12 protein-coding genes and 1 pseudogene are annotated in these 16,248 nt (G+C 58.9%); 5 read left to right on the top strand and 8 right to left on the bottom strand.

The window, feature by feature from the left end:
- Positions 1–99: 99 nt before the first annotated feature.
- The gene (locus ACYZT0_RS06350; protein ID WP_462045086.1) at positions 100–1,563 is read right to left on the bottom strand and encodes a glyceraldehyde-3-phosphate dehydrogenase; all 1,464 of its coding nucleotides are present in this window, start codon (positions 1,561–1,563) and stop codon (positions 100–102) included.
- 362 nt (positions 1,564–1,925) lie between these two features.
- Here ACYZT0_RS06350 and mfd point away from each other — a divergent pair, with 362 nt between their 5' ends.
- The 3 genes from mfd to ACYZT0_RS06335 all read left to right on the top strand — a co-directional run bounded on the left by mfd (position 1,926) and on the right by ACYZT0_RS06335 (position 8,924).
- Positions 1,926–5,375, top strand: coding sequence for a transcription-repair coupling factor (gene mfd, locus ACYZT0_RS06345; protein WP_462045085.1), 3,450 nt, complete (start codon positions 1,926–1,928; stop codon positions 5,373–5,375).
- A 10-nt stretch (positions 5,376–5,385) separates the two neighbouring features.
- Entirely contained in the window at positions 5,386–5,952 is a 567-nt protein-coding gene (locus ACYZT0_RS06340; protein ID WP_462045084.1) for a CsiV family protein, read from the top strand.
- 278 nt (positions 5,953–6,230) lie between these two features.
- Positions 6,231–8,924 carry a DEAD/DEAH box helicase gene (locus ACYZT0_RS06335; protein WP_462045083.1) on the top strand — a complete coding sequence of 898 codons (2,694 nt, stop codon included), beginning with the start codon at positions 6,231–6,233 and terminating at the stop codon, positions 8,922–8,924.
- A 105-nt stretch (positions 8,925–9,029) separates the two neighbouring features.
- Here ACYZT0_RS06335 and ACYZT0_RS06330 read toward each other — a convergent pair.
- The 5 genes and pseudogenes from ACYZT0_RS06330 to ACYZT0_RS06310 all read right to left on the bottom strand — a co-directional run.
- Positions 9,030–10,443: pseudogene (locus tag ACYZT0_RS06330) on the bottom strand (DEAD/DEAH box helicase); the annotation flags it as partial.
- Complete coding sequence (locus ACYZT0_RS06325; RefSeq protein WP_462045082.1) at positions 10,424–11,221, bottom strand: hypothetical protein; 798 nt, start codon at positions 11,219–11,221, stop codon at positions 10,424–10,426. The gene ACYZT0_RS06325 and the pseudogene ACYZT0_RS06330, both read right to left, overlap by 20 nt.
- 45 nt (positions 11,222–11,266) lie before the next feature.
- Positions 11,267–12,004 (bottom strand): S-methyl-5'-thioinosine phosphorylase, encoded by a 738-nt coding sequence (locus ACYZT0_RS06320; RefSeq protein WP_462045081.1) that lies wholly within the window; start codon positions 12,002–12,004, stop codon positions 11,267–11,269.
- Between the two features lie 16 nt (positions 12,005–12,020).
- A complete protein-coding gene (nagZ, locus tag ACYZT0_RS06315; protein ID WP_462046509.1) occupies positions 12,021–13,019 on the bottom strand; it encodes a beta-N-acetylhexosaminidase in 999 nt (332 codons plus the stop codon).
- Between the two features lie 169 nt (positions 13,020–13,188).
- The gene (locus tag ACYZT0_RS06310) at positions 13,189–13,896 is read right to left on the bottom strand and encodes a TetR/AcrR family transcriptional regulator (RefSeq protein WP_283190374.1); all 708 of its coding nucleotides are present in this window, start codon (positions 13,894–13,896) and stop codon (positions 13,189–13,191) included.
- A 229-nt stretch (positions 13,897–14,125) separates the two neighbouring features.
- On the opposite strand from ACYZT0_RS06310, the gene lexA reads away from it, so the two are divergent.
- Together lexA and sulA are read left to right on the top strand one after the other, a co-directional pair.
- Positions 14,126–14,734, top strand: a complete 609-nt coding sequence (lexA, locus tag ACYZT0_RS06305) for a transcriptional repressor LexA (RefSeq protein WP_046047841.1) — start codon at positions 14,126–14,128, stop codon at positions 14,732–14,734.
- Between the two features lie 10 nt (positions 14,735–14,744).
- Positions 14,745–15,218, top strand: coding sequence for an SOS-induced cell division inhibitor SulA (gene sulA / locus ACYZT0_RS06300; protein ID WP_462045080.1), 474 nt, complete (start codon positions 14,745–14,747; stop codon positions 15,216–15,218).
- Positions 15,219–15,312: 94 nt separating this feature from the next.
- On the opposite strand, the gene ACYZT0_RS06295 is transcribed toward sulA, so the two are convergent.
- Both ACYZT0_RS06295 and ACYZT0_RS06290 read right to left on the bottom strand, forming a co-directional pair.
- Positions 15,313–15,546: a hypothetical protein gene (locus ACYZT0_RS06295; RefSeq protein WP_140893639.1), complete on the bottom strand. Its 234-nt coding sequence runs from the start codon at positions 15,544–15,546 to the stop codon at positions 15,313–15,315.
- Between the two features lie 154 nt (positions 15,547–15,700).
- Positions 15,701–16,225, bottom strand: coding sequence for a DUF6586 family protein (locus tag ACYZT0_RS06290; protein ID WP_046047843.1), 525 nt, complete (start codon positions 16,223–16,225; stop codon positions 15,701–15,703).
- Positions 16,226–16,248: the final 23 nt, after the last annotated feature.

The following is a 16,248-nucleotide window of genomic DNA, read 5'->3' as shown; positions in this document are numbered from 1 at the left end:
GCCAAGGCTCGCCATTATGCGGTAGAAGTGTGGGAGCGGACACCGCACAAACGAAAACGCCCCGACCTAAGTCGGGGCGTTTTCATGTGCAGCTAAGGCTTAGCGCGGGAATGATGGCGGGTTTACACCGGCCATGTCTTCCATCACGCGAACCACCTGGCAGCTGTAACCGAACTCGTTGTCGTACCAAACGTACAGAACAACGCGGTTGTCTTGAGTGATGGTTGCTTCAGCATCCACAACGCCTGCGTGGCGCGAGCCAACGAAGTCGGTGGAAACCACTTCCTGCGAATTGACGTAGTCGATCTGCTTATGCAGATCGGAGTGCAGCGCCATGTAGCGCAGGTACTCGTTCATCTCTTCACGGGTGGCGGCTTTCTCAAGGTTCAGGTTGAGAATGGCCATCGACACGTTTGGCGTCGGAACGCGGATCGCGTTACCGGTCAGCTTGCCGGCCAGTTCAGGCAGTGCCTTGGCAGCAGCGGTGGCAGCACCGGTCTCGGTGATAACCATGTTCAACGCGGCGCTACGGCCACGGCGATCGCCCTTATGGAAGTTGTCGATCAGGTTCTGGTCGTTGGTGTACGAGTGAACGGTTTCAACGTGTCCATTGATGATGCCAAACTTGTCGTTAACCGCCTTCAGCACCGGCACGATGGCGTTGGTGGTGCAGGACGCGGCAGAAACGATCTTGTCGTCGGCAGTGATTTCGCCGTGGTTGATGCCGTGAACGATGTTCTTCAGCTTGCCTTTACCCGGCGCGGTCAGAACAACGCGGTCGATACCCGGGCAAGTGAGGTGCTGGCCCAAGCCTTCGGCGTCACGCCACACACCGGTGTTGTCCACCAGCAGCGCGTCTTTGATGCCGTATTGGGTGTAGTCGACTTCGGTCGGGTTTTTCGCGTAGATAACCTGGATCAGGTTGCCGTTGGCGGTGATGGTGTTGTTGGCTTCATCAATAGTGATGGTGCCATCGAACGGACCATGAACCGAGTCGCGACGCAGCAGGCTGGCACGTTTCACCAGGTCGTTCTCGGCGCCCTTGCGGACAACGATGGCACGCAGGCGCAGGCCGTCGCCACCACCGGTTTTCTCGATCAGGATGCGCGCCAGCAGACGGCCGATACGACCGAAGCCGTACAGAACAACGTCGGTGCCTTTGCGGGCGGCAATGTTTTGCTGACCAACGACGTCTGCCAGTTCTTCACGGACGAACTGCTCGGCAGTGCGGCCATTGCCTTCAGCCTTGAACTTGACTGCAAGCTTGCCCAGGTCTACCGAAGCGGCGCCGAGCTTGAGCTCGCTCATTGCTTTGAGCAGCGGGAATGTTTCGTGGACGGACAGTTCGCTGTCGTCGGACTGGCGATGGCGGGCAAAGCGGTGGGCTTTGAGAATCGCAATGACTGAACGATTGATCAGGCTGCGGCCATAGATCGAGCTCACCACGCTGTTGTTGCGGTAGAGCTGACCGATAAGCGGAATCATCGCTTCTGCGAGTGCTTCACGGTCGATCCATTCACCAAGACACTGGTCGGGCTTCTGAGTCACGGGAACCTTCCACATGTAGGGGCAGAAAAAAGGGGCTACATTATGCCGCCGAGTGCCTCCCGTAGCAATGCGCGCCTGTCGCGCGACCAGTAACAAAATCCTCTTCAAAAAAACCACGCACCGCTCAAGCCCAATAAAACCGGGGCCTCCAGCATCGCCAATTTTTCGGGAACAGCGCTGCCTTATCCGTAACCATCCGTAACACCTGTTCGTTTTGCCACTACATAATCGGTAGTTTTCACTAAAAAACGGCCGGATTTTGTCTTTACCACTACATTTCGCCCAACCCGCGTAATAGACATATCTGAAACTGACAGCCGGCACCTGAGACCGCTACAATTACCGACTTTGTCGCAACGCTTGGAGCTCAACCTTCCGTGCCCGTTCTGCGTCTACCGCTTCTCCCTGCCGCGGCAGGTAAACAGCACTGGGGCAATCTGCCCGGTGCCGCCCTGAGCCTGGCCATCGCCGAGGCCGCCAGCGCTGCCAAGCGCTTTACCCTGCTACTGACCGCCGACAGCCAAAGTGCCGAACGGCTGGAACAGGAGCTGAGTTTCTTCGCCCCGGATTTGCCGGTGCTGCATTTCCCGGACTGGGAAACCCTGCCCTACGATCTGTTTTCGCCGCACCAGGACATTATTTCCCAGCGAATTTCCGCGCTGTATCGATTGCCGGAGCTGAGTCATGGCGTTTTGGTCGTGCCGATCACCACGGCCCTGCATCGCCTGGCGCCGACCAAATTCCTGCTCGGCAGCAGCCTGGTGCTGGACATCGGCCAGAAGCTCGATGTCGAGCAAATGCGCACCCGGCTTGAGGCCAGCGGCTATCGCTACGTCGATACGGTCTACGAGCACGGCGAATTTACCGTACGCGGCTCGCTGATCGATCTGTTCCCGATGGGCAGCAAATTACCTTTCCGCATCGACCTGTTCGACGACGAAATCGAGACCCTTCGTACATTCGATCCGGAAAACCAGCGCTCCATCGACAAAGTGGAAACGGTTCGCCTCCTGCCAGCTCGCGAGTTCCCACTGCAGAAAGACGCCGTCACCCGCTTCAAGGCGCGCTTCCGTGAGCGTTTCGATGTGGATTTTCGTCGCTGCCCGATCTTTCAGGATTTGAGCAGTGGGATCACACCGGCCGGTATCGAGTACTACCTGCCGCTGTTCTTCGATGAAACCTCCACGCTGTTCGATTACCTGCCGCAGGACACGCAAGTGTTTTCCTTGCCGGGCATCGAGCAGGCGGCGGAAAACTTCTGGAACGACGTACGCAATCGTTATGAAGAGCGCCGCGTCGATCCGGCCCGTCCTTTACTGCCGCCAGCCGAGTTGTTCCTGCCGGTAGAAGATTGCTTCGCTCGACTGAAGAACTGGCCGCGCGTGGTCGCCAGTCAACAAGACGTTGAAACCGGCGTCGGCCGCGAGCGCTTCCCCGCTCGGGAGCTGCCGAACCTGGCCATCGAAGCCAAGGCGACTCAACCGTTGGCGGCGCTGGCAGGCTTCCTTGATGAGTTCCCCGGTCGCGTGCTGTTTACCGCCGAGTCTGCGGGCCGTCGTGAAGTGCTATTGGAATTGCTGGAACGCCTGAAGCTGCGACCGAAAACCGTCGACAGCTGGCCGGACTTCGTCGCGAGCAAGGAGCGCCTGGCGATCACCATCGCGCCGCTCGACGAAGGTCTGGTGCTCGACGACCCGGCGCTGGCCCTGGTCGCCGAAAGCCCTTTGTTCGGCCAGCGCGTGATGCAGCGCCGTCGCCGCGAGAAACGCGCCGACGCCAACAACGATGCCGTGATCAAGAACCTCACCGAGCTGCGCGAAGGCGCGCCGGTGGTGCACATCGATCATGGGGTCGGGCGTTACCTCGGGCTGACGATTCTGGAAATTGATAATCAGGCCGCCGAATTCCTGACCCTTGAGTACGCCGAAAACGCCAAGCTTTACGTGCCGGTGGCCAACCTGCACCTGATCGCCCGTTACACCGGCAGCGACGATGCCCTGGCCCCACTGCACCGTCTCGGCTCCGAGACCTGGCAGAAAGCCAAACGCAAAGCCGCCGAACAAGTGCGCGACGTCGCCGTCGAGCTGCTCGACATCTATGCCCGCCGCGCAGCACGCGAAGGTTATGCGTTCGCCGACCCGAAAGCCGATTACGCAACCTTCAGCGCCGGTTTTCCGTTCGAAGAAACTCCAGACCAGCAAACCACCATCGACGCGGTGCGCACCGACATGCTCGCGCCGAAACCGATGGACCGCCTGGTCTGCGGCGACGTCGGTTTCGGCAAGACCGAAGTGGCGATGCGTGCAGCGTTTATCGCGGTACACGGCGGTCGTCAGGTGGCGATTCTGGTGCCGACCACCCTGCTCGCGCAGCAACACTACAACAGCTTCCGCGATCGCTTCGCCGATTGGCCGGTGAGCGTGGAAGTGATGAGCCGATTCAAGTCGACCAAAGAAGTGAATGCTGCGGTCGCGGATCTGGCCGAAGGCAAGATCGACATCGTCATCGGCACGCACAAGCTGCTGCAAGACGACGTAAAAATCAAAAACCTGGGGCTGGTGATTATCGACGAAGAGCACCGTTTCGGTGTCCGTCAGAAGGAACAGCTCAAGGCCCTGCGCAGCGAAGTCGACATCCTCACCCTGACCGCCACGCCGATTCCGCGCACGCTGAACATGGCGGTCTCGGGCATGCGCGACCTGTCGATCATCGCCACGCCGCCGGCCCGTCGCCTGTCGGTACGGACATTCGTCATGGAGCAGAACAAGAGCACGGTCAAAGAGGCCTTGCTTCGTGAGCTGTTGCGTGGCGGTCAGGTCTATTACCTGCACAACGATGTGAAGACCATCGAGAAGTGCGCCGCCGACCTCGCCGAACTGGTGCCGGAGGCGCGGATCGGCATTGGCCACGGGCAGATGCGCGAACGCGATCTCGAACAGGTGATGAGCGACTTTTACCACAAGCGCTTCAACGTGCTGATCGCCTCGACCATCATCGAGACCGGCATCGACGTGCCGAGTGCCAACACCATCATCATCGAGCGCGCCGACAAGTTCGGCCTGGCGCAGCTGCACCAATTGCGCGGCCGAGTCGGTCGCAGTCACCACCAGGCCTACGCTTATTTGCTGACGCCGCCGCGTCAGCAGATCACTCCCGATGCGGAAAAACGTCTGGAAGCGATCGCCAATACACAGGACCTTGGCGCGGGCTTCGTGCTCGCCACCAACGACCTGGAAATCCGTGGCGCAGGCGAATTGCTCGGCGACGGGCAGAGCGGGCAAATCCAGGCCGTCGGTTTCACGCTGTACATGGAAATGCTCGAGCGTGCGGTGAAGTCGATCCGCAAGGGCGAACAACCTAACCTCGATCAACCACTTGGTGGCGGCCCGGAAGTCAATCTGCGAGTACCGGCGTTGATTCCCGAGGACTACCTGCCGGACGTACATGCTCGACTGATTCTCTACAAACGCATCGCCTCGGCCACCGATGAGGAAGGCCTCAAGGACCTGCAAGTGGAGATGATCGATCGTTTTGGCCTGTTGCCGGAGCCGACCAAGAACCTGATGCGCATCACCGCACTGAAATTGCAGGCCGAGCTACTGGGCATCAAGAAAGTCGATGGTGGCCCGCAAGGGGGTCGAATCGAGTTCGCGGCGCAAACCCCGGTTGACCCGCTGACGCTGATCAAGCTGATCCAGAGCCAGCCCAAACGTTACAAATTCGAAGGCGCCACGATGTTTAAATTCCAGGTACCGATGGAGCGCTCGGAAGAGCGCTTTAATACTGTAGAGGCGCTGTTTGAGCACCTCATTCCAAAAACTGCTTGAAGGACGCCGCATGCGCCTGTTTCGCTCACTGATCCTGTTGATGACCCTGGTTGCGCCGACGACGTTTGCCGAAGACCTGTATCAGATTGAAATGATTCTGGTCCGCCAAAACGCCGTACCTGCGATCGTCAGCCGCGCCGCGCCGGAAGACTGGTCTGCCGGAGCTCAGCCCATCAGCCCCGACAGCCTGCGCACGCCAAGCCTCAATGGCGAAGTGGAAAAACTCACCGCCAGCAATGAATACACGGTGTTGCTGCACAAGGCCTGGCAACAGAACCTTGGCGAAGAGGCCAGCAAAGTCGCGATCAGCGAGGGCAAAGAACAGTTCGGCCAATTCCCGATCGAGGGAACGCTGAGCCTGAAACTGGGGCGTTTCACCGACGTCGACGCCGACTTCTGGGTCAACCAGATCGACGCCAACGGCATGGTCACCGCCAGCGAACGCCTGAAACAGGAAAGCCACACCAAAAACGGCCAACTGAACTTCCTCGACAACGGCCACCTCGGCCTGCTGATCAAGATCACGTCCCTGACCGCCCCTGCGCCTCGGCCAGACGCTGTTGAAATACCGGACTGATTGAAGTCCTAGGGGGCGTTCTCAATTAGTTTTCACGCCGCGCCGGGTCTGCTGTTGTGCAGGGCAAGGCGCGAGAAGCGTGGTTTGGTCATTCCAAATAAGCTTCGAGCAACGCAGCCCTGCACAACAGCAGGCCCGGCCCTTCGGGTTGTGCCTTAAAGTGGGCCAGGCTGCGTTGCAGGCCTTGGAAAGGGAACAACCATTACCTGCGGCCTGCGCCTTGCCTGGCCCGCTTTAAGGCGACAACGCGGCGGGAAAACTAATTGAGAACGCCCCCTATGCCTGCGACCCTGAGCAAACCCCTGGCACCTTCCTGGGTCAGCCGATTCAAGGAACAAAGCCTGGAGCGTGGCCGCCGCTACGCGCTGGAGAACCGCGTCAGGATCGTCGAGGCCGGCGACGCCACGATCATCGCCGCCTGCGAAGGCTCTGGCGGTAACGTTTACCGTCAGACCATTCATCTGCGCGAGTCGGCCAAAGCCACCTTGCTGATGATTGACGCCACCTGCACCTGCCCGGTCCACAGCAACTGCAAACACTGCGCGGCGGTGCTTCTGAAAGTGCAGGAAACCCTCGCCTACCCCGCTGCGGCGCAAGACGCCGAGCTGCTGGAAAAACTTCAGGCCGTACTGGAAAACCGTAGCCCGAAAGCGCCGCCGCAGGTGCTGGTGGATAACGTGCAACCGGCGCCGCGCCTGTGGCTGGCGAGCATTGAATTCAGCGCGTTCGAACCGCGCAACGGCAAGATGCAGCGCTACATCCAGCATCGCGCGGCGCTGTCCTTCAACTATCTGGATGAGTACGTTAGCGGGCAGAAGAACGCCGACATCCTGATTCGTCAGGAAACCCAGACGCTGCGGATAAAACGCCACCCGGAAGTCGAACAGACCTACCGGGAACAGCTGCGAATCCTCGGCTTCAAAATCGCCACCCGGCAAAGTAAGGCCCTGCCGGAAAGTGCTGGCGAGCTCTTCGAGATGGTCAATGACAGCGCCTGGCTGACCTTCACCCTCAATGAGCTGCCGAAGCTGCGCACTCAGGGCTGGGAGCTGCAAATCGACGAAGACTTCGGTTTCGACCTGACTGCCGTGGACGATTGGTACGCCACCGTCGAACAGGCGCCGGAGCGCGACTGGTTCGACCTGGAACTGGGGATCATCGTCAACGGCGAGTGGCTGAGCCTGTTGCCGATCCTGTTGAACCTGATGCGTTCCCACACCGAGATCCTCAACCCGGAGCGCCTGGCCCGACGTCGCGACGACGAGTTGATCCTGGTAAACATCCCCAACCGCCCGAACTCCGAGTACGGCCCGTTGCAAGTCGCCCTGCCCTTCGGCCGATTGAAACCGGTGCTGGCGACCCTCGGCGAGTTCTACCTGCAAGGGCCCGGCGAAACTGCGCTGCGCCTGAGCAAGGCCGATGCCACGCGATTGAATCCGCTGGAAGACCTGCCGTTGCTCTGGGAGGGTGGCGAGCAAATTCGTACCTTTGCCCAGCGTCTGCGGGACATCAAGGACTTCACCGTGACCGCACCGGAAGGCTTGAACGCGACCTTGCGCCCGTATCAGCTGGAAGGCCTGAGCTGGATGCAGTCGTTGCGGCAACTGGAAGTCGGGGGGATCCTCGCGGACGACATGGGTCTGGGCAAAACCCTACAGACCCTGGCGCACATTCTCAGTGAGAAGAACGCTGGACGCCTCGATCGGCCGTGCATGGTGGTGATGCCCACTAGCTTGATTCCTAACTGGCTCGACGAAGCGGCACACTTCACACCGCAACTCAAGGTGCTGGCGTTGTACGGTGCCAGTCGCAAAAAGCATTTCGACAATCTGACTGATTACGATCTGATCCTGACCACCTATGCGTTGCTACCCAAGGACGTCGAACGTCTGGCGGTGCAGCCCTTGCACGTGTTGGTTCTGGATGAGGCGCAATACATCAAGAACCCCAACAGCAAGGTCGCCCACGCTGCCCGCGAGTTAAATGCTCGTCAGCGCCTGTGCCTGAGCGGCACGCCGCTGGAAAACCACTTGGGCGAGCTGTGGTCGCTGTTTCACTTCCTGCTGCCCGGCTGGCTTGGTGACGTGAAAAGCTTCAACCGCGATTACCGCGTGCCGATCGAAAAGCGCGCCAGCGAAGTACGACTTCAGCACCTAAATGGTCGGATAAAACCATTCATGCTGCGCCGCACCAAGGAACAGGTGGCGACCGAGTTGCCGCCGAAAACCGAAATCATCCATTGGGTCGAGCTCAACGAAGCCCAGCGCGACGTGTACGAAACCATGCGCTTGGCCATGGACAAGAAAGTCCGCGACGAGATCACCCGCAAGGGCGTAGCGCGTAGCCAGATCATCATTCTTGAGGCGCTGCTGAAACTGCGTCAGGTGTGCTGCGATTTGCGCCTGGTCAATGACGCCGCCCTACCCACTCGCGGCAGCACGTCCGGCAAGCTCGACAGCCTGATGGAAATGCTTGAAGAATTGTTCGATGAGGGTCGGCGGATTCTGCTGTTCTCACAGTTCACTTCAATGCTGTCGTTGATTGAAGATGAGCTGAAAAAGCGCGGAGTCGATTATGCGCTGCTGACCGGGCAGACCCGCGACCGGCGCGCCCCGGTAAAAGACTTCCAAAGCGGCAAGCGTCAGATCTTTCTGATCAGCCTGAAGGCAGGTGGCGTTGGCCTGAACCTGACCGAAGCCGACACGGTGATTCACTACGATCCGTGGTGGAATCCGGCGACCGAAAATCAGGCGACTGATCGGGCGTATCGCATTGGTCAGGAGAAGCCGGTGTTCGTCTACAAGATGATTGCCAGAGGCACGGTAGAAGAGAAGATTCAGCATCTGCAGAAGGAAAAATCCGACTTGGCGGCTGGCGTGCTGGATGGGCGCAGGACCGGGGACTGGAAGTTGCAGAGTGATGATATTGAAGCGTTGTTTGCGCCGCTGCCGGACAAGTTGGAAAAACGCTGAGATCGCCTTCGCGGGCAAGCCTCGCTCCTACAAGATCACAAAGTCCTGTGGGAGCGTGGCTTGCCCGCGATGGGGTCACCTCGGATTGACTGAAGACATCGGATATCAGGACTTGGGGTTGGGCAATGGCGCAAACAGCGCTTCAATGTCACTCTGCTCAAGCTTCCACCCGCCGGTGGTTCCACCTTCAAGTACCGCCCCGGCCAGCGCCGCCTTCTCTTGCTGCAGCGCCTGTATTTTCTCTTCCACCGTGCCGCGCGCAATCATCTTGTAGACGAACACCGGCTTATCCTGACCGATACGATAAGCACGGTCCGTCGCCTGGTTTTCAACGGCAGGATTCCACCAAGGATCGAAGTGGATCACCGTGTCCGCCGCTGTCAGGTTCAGTCCTGTCCCGCCTGCCTTGAGGCTGATCAGGAACAACGGCACCTTGCCGCCCTGAAAGTCTTTTACCGGCGTGCGCCGATCCGTCGTTTCACCCGTCAACAATGAATAACCGATCCCTCGCCGCTGCAATTCTTCCTCAATCAATGCAAGCATCGACGTGAACTGCGAGAACAACAAAATCTTGCGGCCTTCGCTGAGTAACTCTTCGAGCATCTCCATCAGGCCGATCAACTTGCCGCTGCCCGCACGGAGTGCTTTCGCCGTCAGGGGCATTTTGATCAGCCGTAGATCGCAGCACACCTGACGCAGCTTGAGCAAGGCATCGAGAATGATGATCTGGCTACGTGCAACGCCGCTTCGGGCAATTTCGTCACGCACCTTCTTGTCCATCGCCACACGCACGATTTCATAGACATCCCGTTGCCCATCGCTGAGTTCGACCCAATGCACAATCTCGGTTTTAGGCGGCAGCTCGGTGGCGACCTGTTCTTTCTTGCGACGTAGCAGAAAGGGTTTTATCCGAGCCGTCAGGTGCTGCATCCGTTCGATATTGCCGTGCTTCTCGATCGGGGTACGGTAGTCACGATTGAAGGTTTTACTGTCGCCAAGCCAGCCGGGTAACAAGAAGTGAAACAGTGACCACAACTCGCCAAGGTGATTTTCCAACGGCGTGCCGGACAAGCACAAACGCTGCCGAGCTTCCAGATCCTGGGCAGCTTGAGCGGCCTTGCTGAGCGGATTTTTGATGTTTTGCGCTTCATCGAGAATCAGCACGCTCCAGACCTGTGGTTGCAAAACCTCAAGATCACGCGGCAGCAACGCTTAGGTGGTCAGCACCAGATCGTACTCGGCAAGGTTGATGAAGTCCTTTTGCCGAGTGGCACCATGCAGTGCCAGTCTTTCAACTGCGGAGTGAAGCGTGCCGCTTCGTCTAGCCAATTGGGAATCAGGCTGGTCGGCATCCCGCGAGCGCCGGCCGATCGAGTCGACCCGTCTGCTTTTCCAACAGAAGATGAGCCAGGGTTTGCAGGGTCTTGCCCAAGCCCATGTCGTCGCCGAGGATACCGCCGACCTCCAGCTCACGAAGGGTTTGCATCCAGTTCAGGCCTTCATGCTGATAAGGCCGTACTGCCACTGGCTTGCTCGGCCCAGGAAAACTGCGCAGACCTGCTCATTCCAAATGCCAGGGGCTGCAATTGTTCGAAGTCGAGAAACAACCGCGAAGTTTTCAATGCCAACTGGAGGACTTCGGCCCCACTGCTGCCTTGCAGGGGGTAACCGCTGTAAAAAGAATGATAGGAGTGGATCGCGACCAGCAACCTGGCGATTCGCAGGTCAAGCTCGGACAGATAGCCAGGCTCTCGCATCAATGCTTCTGACGGCGAGAACACAGGTTTGATGTCCTGCAAGCGGCCGTCCTTGAGTTGACGAGCCTTGCAGATTTCCAGCAACCATTTGCCTGCAGTCGACATTGCTCTGAGTTTGTATACCCAGCACGTGCCGGTGCTCTTGGCAGACTCATCGCGAATTGCAACGTCGCGAGGAACATCATTGAGCCAGCGCTCCAGGTCGCGATTCAGCTGGACCGGGGCCGTGCTTTTGAACGAGTCCATGGGGAGTTCTTGCAAATGATAAAGCACGGTCGCGCAGTGCTTGCAGTTGACCACAACAGGGCACGAACAGCAGCACACCAGTTCAAACTCGCCGTTAAAGTCTTCGATGAGTTCAATGGTTTGCTCGTAGATATTCCCCTGGGAACCTTTGCAGGTTGCGAGAACGAGGGTGTCCTCCATTTCGCGGACCTGCACCCGATTTTCCACAGCGTATCGGCGAGCCTTATCCAGAGCGCGATGACTGAACTCATCCGCCCACGGTAGCTCATGGAGCTGTTCAATTATTGTCAGCATCAGATCCAATGCTTATGAAAATTGCTGAAGTCTGGAGCGTCAGGATCAGCTTTTCAACACCCGCGCCAACGTCGACTTCACCGTGCCCATCCCGTCATGCAACGCTTGCTCGATCTCGGCCATGGTGATCACCGACGTGGACTTGCCCGCTGCCGGGTTCACCACCAACGCCAGACAGGCGTAATCCAGTTCCAGCTCGCGAGCCAATGCCGCTTCCGGCATTCCGGTCATGCCGACGATGTCGCAGCCGTCGCGCTCCAGTCTCGCGATTTCAGCGACGGTTTCCAGCCGTGGCCCCTGGGTGCAGGCGTACACGCCTTGGCTGGCAAAACCAACGCCTTCAGCCACCAATGCCGCGATTAGCTGCTGACGCAGGGCTTCGCTGTAGGGATAGCTGAAATCGATGTGGGTAACTTGTTCGAGATTATCGGCGAAATAGGTGTGCTCGCGACCACTGGTGTAGTCGATCAACTGATCCGGTACGCAGAGAAATCCGGTGTCCATCACGGGATGAATCCCACCCACGGCGTTGACTGCGAGAATCGCCTCGGCACCGGCCTGCTTCAGCGCCCAGAGGTTGGCCCGGTAGTTCACCTGATGCGGCGGGAAACGGTGCGGATGACCGTGGCGCGCGAGGAACAGCACTTCTTTGCCGGCGTACTCGCCGATCTGCACTTCAGCCGAAGGCGCGCCGTAAGGAGTGTCCACCGCCAATGACTGACGAATGTTCAAGCCTTCGAGCTGAGTCAGGCCGCTGCCACCGATAATCGCGTAAACCGTCATAACGAAAAGTCCTCAATCAATCAATCAGCTGAGCTTCTTTGAGCGCGCCGACCGCTGCGAGCCAGCGCGGGTTCTGACGGTATTCAATGTTGGCGTATGACTGGCCGCGCATCCGCGCGATACGCTCGGACGGTTTTACCTTCAGACGTTGGGCGGCGCTCAGGGCCAATTCGGCGGCTGCACGATCGTTGCACACCAGGCCCATGTCGCAACCGGCGGTCAGCGCCGCTTCGATACGGCTGGCAGCATCGCCGACCACGTGGGCACCGGCCATGGACAGGTCGTCGCTGAAGATGACGCCGTCGAATTGCAGCTCACCGCGCAGAATGTCCTGCAACCAGCGGCGAGAGAAGCCAGCGGGTTGAGAATCGACTTGCGGATAGATAACGTGGGCCGGCATGACCGCGGCCAGTTGTTTGCTCAATTTGGCGAACGGCACCAGGTCGTTTGCGCGGATCTCCTCGAGACTACGCTCATCATTAGGGATGGCGACGTGGGAATCTGCCTCGGCCCAGCCGTGACCGGGGAAGTGCTTGCCGGTTGCGGCCATGCCGGCGCTGTTCATGCCACGAATAAATGCACCGGCCAGCAACGCTGCGCGCTCGGGGTCACCTTCGAATGAACGGGTGCCGACCACGGCACTGCGCTGATAATCGAGGTCCAGCACCGGAGCGAAGCTCAGGTCGAGACCGACGGCCAGCACTTCAGTCGCCATGATCCAGCCGCACTGTTCGGCGAGGTACTCGGCATTCGGGTTGTCAGCGATGGCGCGCATGGCTGGCAGTCGCACGAAACCCTGACGCAAACGCTGAACCCGGCCGCCCTCCTGGTCTACTGCCAGCAGCAGATCAGGGCGAATGGCGCGGATTGCGGCACTCAACTCGCGCACCTGGCGCGGGTGTTCGATATTGCGGGCGAAAATGATCAGGCCGCCCACTTCGGGTTGACGCAATAATTGGCGATCTTCGGCCGTCAGCCAGGTACCGGCGACGTCCACCATCAACGAGCCTTGCAGGCCAGCAGTCATAGAGATTCCTTGATAACGATAAACCCGGCTCGCACGAATTCACCGCCACGGGCTGTACCCGGCAGGTCGGTGATGTAAATGGGAACAGGTTCAGAACGGGAGTCGGCATGGGCGGCTAGCTTAGCGGATGTCAGCTGCCGCGCCCACCCGTGCGCGGTTAAACCTTGGCGGCAACCGGGGTCGATTTGCTGCGCGGACGCAACTGCGCAGTGGCCATCGCCACGTCAGTCACACCGGTTTCGGCGCGCATGCCCGCTGCCAGGAACGGCACCATCAGACGCATCACTTGCTCAATGGAGGTGTTGACGCCGAAGTCGGTCTCGGCAATTGCGCGCAGGGCTTTGATACCGGACATGCTGAATGCGGCGGCACCGAGCATGAAGTGCACGCGCCAGAACAGCTCAATCGGTGGAATACGCGGTGCAGCTTCGTTGACCAACATCATGTAGCGGCGGAACACCTTGCCGTACATGTCTTCCAGATAACGCCGCAAGTGCCCTTGGCTCTGACTGAAAGCCAGGCCCAGCAAACGCATGAAAATCGACAGATCGTTACCGCTGCGTGGTTGCACCACCAGGGCTTGCTCGACAAGGATTTCCAGCAGTTCTTCAAGTGTCGGCTTGTTCTCTGGCTTGGCCTGACGCCGCTCCAGCTCTTTATCAAGGCTTAAGCAGAACGGCCCGAGAAAGCGCGAGAAAACGGCCTGGATCAGCGCCTTCTTCGAGCCGAAGTGATAGTTCACCGCCGCCAGATTGACGCCGGCCTTGCTGGTGATCAAACGCAATGAGGTTTCAGCGAAACCTTTTTCCGCGAACAATTGCTCTGCAGCATCAAGAATGCGTTCAACGGTTTCCGACTGGGCCATGGCTACTCCGCCTGACAAACACTTGTTTGAAACATACGTTTCAGCCTGTGCAATGTCAAGCCTGCCGGTTCGTTTTGGGAATGGTCGGTCAGCTATTTAACCATACAACTCCCAAGCGTGAATCAGCAGGCTGATCGACCGTCTGGCGGTCGGCAAAAAAAGGGGCATTGCCAACACCGTTTCACTGTATATAATCCCAGTCACTGTATAAAAAGACAGAGCGATCAATATGCTAAAGCTGACGCCACGCCAAGCAGAGATTCTGGCCTTCATCAAACGTTGCCTCGAAGACAACGGCTACCCGCCAACCCGTGCGGAAATCGCCCAGGAACTGGGTTTCAAGTCCCCCAACGCTGCGGAAGAACACCTCAAGGCGCTGGCTCGCAAGGGTGCGATCGAGATGACGCCCGGCGCTTCCCGTGGCATTCGCATTCCCGGCTTCGAAGCCAAGGCCGACGAGTCCACCCTGCCGATTATTGGCCGAGTGGCTGCCGGTGCTCCGATCCTCGCCCAGCAACACATCGAAGAGTCCTGCAACATCAACCCGTCGTTCTTCCATCCTCGCGCCGATTATCTACTGCGGGTTCATGGCATGAGCATGAAGGACGTGGGCATTTTCGACGGTGACCTGCTGGCAGTGCACACCACCCGTGAAGCCCGCAACGGCCAGATCGTAGTGGCGCGGATCGGCGACGAAGTGACTGTCAAGCGCTTCAAGCGCGACGGCAACAAGGTCTGGTTGATTGCGGAAAACCCTGAATTCGCCCCTATCGAGGTGAACCTGAAAGATCAGGAACTGGTGATCGAAGGCTTGAGTGTCGGCGTCATTCGCCGCTAAAGGAGGCTTTATGCAGTTCCCACACACATCACAGCAAGCCCAACTGCCGTTGTTCGAGGCTTTCATGGTGCAGCCGTTGGCGCCGATCCTGAAGGACGTGGCCGAGTCACCCTGGAGCGCCGAGCCCGAAGTCTTCAGTGAGCTGTCGCTGCGCGGTGCAGCCGGGAACTGCCTGAACCTTCTTGCGCCGATCCTCAGGGAACTGAGCCAGGAACAGGACGCGCGCTGGCTGACGCTGATCGCCCCGCCCGCCAGCCTCACCCAGACCTGGTTGCGGGACGCCGGCCTTAACCGCGAACGCATCCTGCTGCTGCAACCGCGTGGCGCTCAGAGCGCACAGCAGTTGACCTGCGAGGCCTTGCGCCTGGGCCGCAGCCACACGGTGGTCAGTTGGCTCAACCCATTGAGCACAACTTCACGGCAACAGTTGATCAGCGCCGCCCGGATCGGGGACGCACAAAGTCTGAATATTCGATTGGGCTAACTGACAAACAATACGCGCTTTGAACAGCGCGGGGCTTCTCCAAGGATAGAGAAGCCGATCTGTAGCGATACCAGCACAAAACCGACGAGCGGGATCAATGAAGAACCCGTGATCCCTCATCTGTATTGAATTCGCCTTCAACCAGGCGCCCGGCCATCTGAACGCCGACGCTCAGCATCGCCTTCGCGACCTCAACGTGCTGGCCTTGCAGGAACGCTTTGGCATCCTCGGAGAAATCCAAAGTAACCAGAGAACCCTCGTCCTCGGCCCTGCGCAGCTCGATACGGCCGTCTGGTAACTCGACAATTTCTAGAAAGGACGTTGGCATAAAGGTCTGTTCTCCACGAAAGGCGGGGATTATATAGGCATCGGCCAGGCTTCGCTCAGGATCTTGACCAGATGCCACTACAAATAGAAATTTCCGACAGCACTCATCCCTGAACGGACAACCCACCGGGCCATCCGTTATTCCGCTCGATCCTTCAGCATTCGTTCAGACCTTCGCGAAAGCGAATCGCCAAGCCTTTGAGGTTCTGACGCCAGCTCTCCAGCTCTTCCCGGCTCAGCTCTTGCGGAGCCTCTTCTTCATCCAGGTTAACGGCCAGGATCAGCGGTTGCGTCACGTCACCCTTGGGTTTGTGCGGCGCCCGTGGCGGCTGAAACAGCGCAGCATGGGCCGCGAGCAGTTTGGCCAGCCAGGTTTCAGAATTATTGGCCAACTCGACCATCTCGGCCATTTCGGGAATAGCGATGGCTTCCAGCACTTCACGAGTCAGCAGCAACTCGGCCCGAGGTGCATTGGCCTGAGGCAAGCGATAGAAACCGGCGATTTCATGGCATAGCCCCAGCAACGCACCGTACAAGTGAAACAACGCCGATTCGCGTCCGGCCTGAATCAGCGCGAGCGAGTTCATCGCCCGCCCCTCTTCGGCTCTGGCGAGCGCTTCCAGCGACAGACCGGCGAAGTAAATCTTCTGGTTGGTACGGGTATAGAGTTCGTGGGCCATGACGGCAGCCTCCACAACGAAAT

Source organism: Pseudomonas sp. ZS1P83, assembly GCF_054897825.1.
Note: the sequence above shows the minus strand (reverse complement) of the source record. Positions and strands in the feature narration are given on the sequence as shown.

Bases quoted from the DNA above. Each gene is read 5' to 3' on its own strand.
- sulA (WP_462045080.1), top strand. From the start codon at position 14,745: ATGCAGTTCCCACACACATCACAGCAAGCCCAACTGCCGTTGTTCGAG.
- ACYZT0_RS06335 (WP_462045083.1), top strand. From the start codon at position 6,231: ATGCCTGCGACCCTGAGCAAACCCCTGGCACCTTCCTGGGTCAGCCGA.
- ACYZT0_RS06340 (WP_462045084.1), top strand. From the start codon at position 5,386: ATGCGCCTGTTTCGCTCACTGATCCTGTTGATGACCCTGGTTGCGCCG.
- ACYZT0_RS06310 (WP_283190374.1), bottom strand. From the start codon at position 13,896: ATGGCCCAGTCGGAAACCGTTGAACGCATTCTTGATGCTGCAGAGCAA.
- ACYZT0_RS06350 (WP_462045086.1), bottom strand. From the start codon at position 1,563: ATGTGGAAGGTTCCCGTGACTCAGAAGCCCGACCAGTGTCTTGGTGAA.
- ACYZT0_RS06325 (WP_462045082.1), bottom strand. From the start codon at position 11,221: ATGCTGACAATAATTGAACAGCTCCATGAGCTACCGTGGGCGGATGAG.
- ACYZT0_RS06320 (WP_462045081.1), bottom strand. From the start codon at position 12,004: ATGACGGTTTACGCGATTATCGGTGGCAGCGGCCTGACTCAGCTCGAA.
- ACYZT0_RS06290 (WP_046047843.1), bottom strand. From the start codon at position 16,225: ATGGCCCACGAACTCTATACCCGTACCAACCAGAAGATTTACTTCGCC.
- lexA (WP_046047841.1), top strand. From the start codon at position 14,126: ATGCTAAAGCTGACGCCACGCCAAGCAGAGATTCTGGCCTTCATCAAA.
- ACYZT0_RS06295 (WP_140893639.1), bottom strand. From the start codon at position 15,546: ATGCCAACGTCCTTTCTAGAAATTGTCGAGTTACCAGACGGCCGTATC.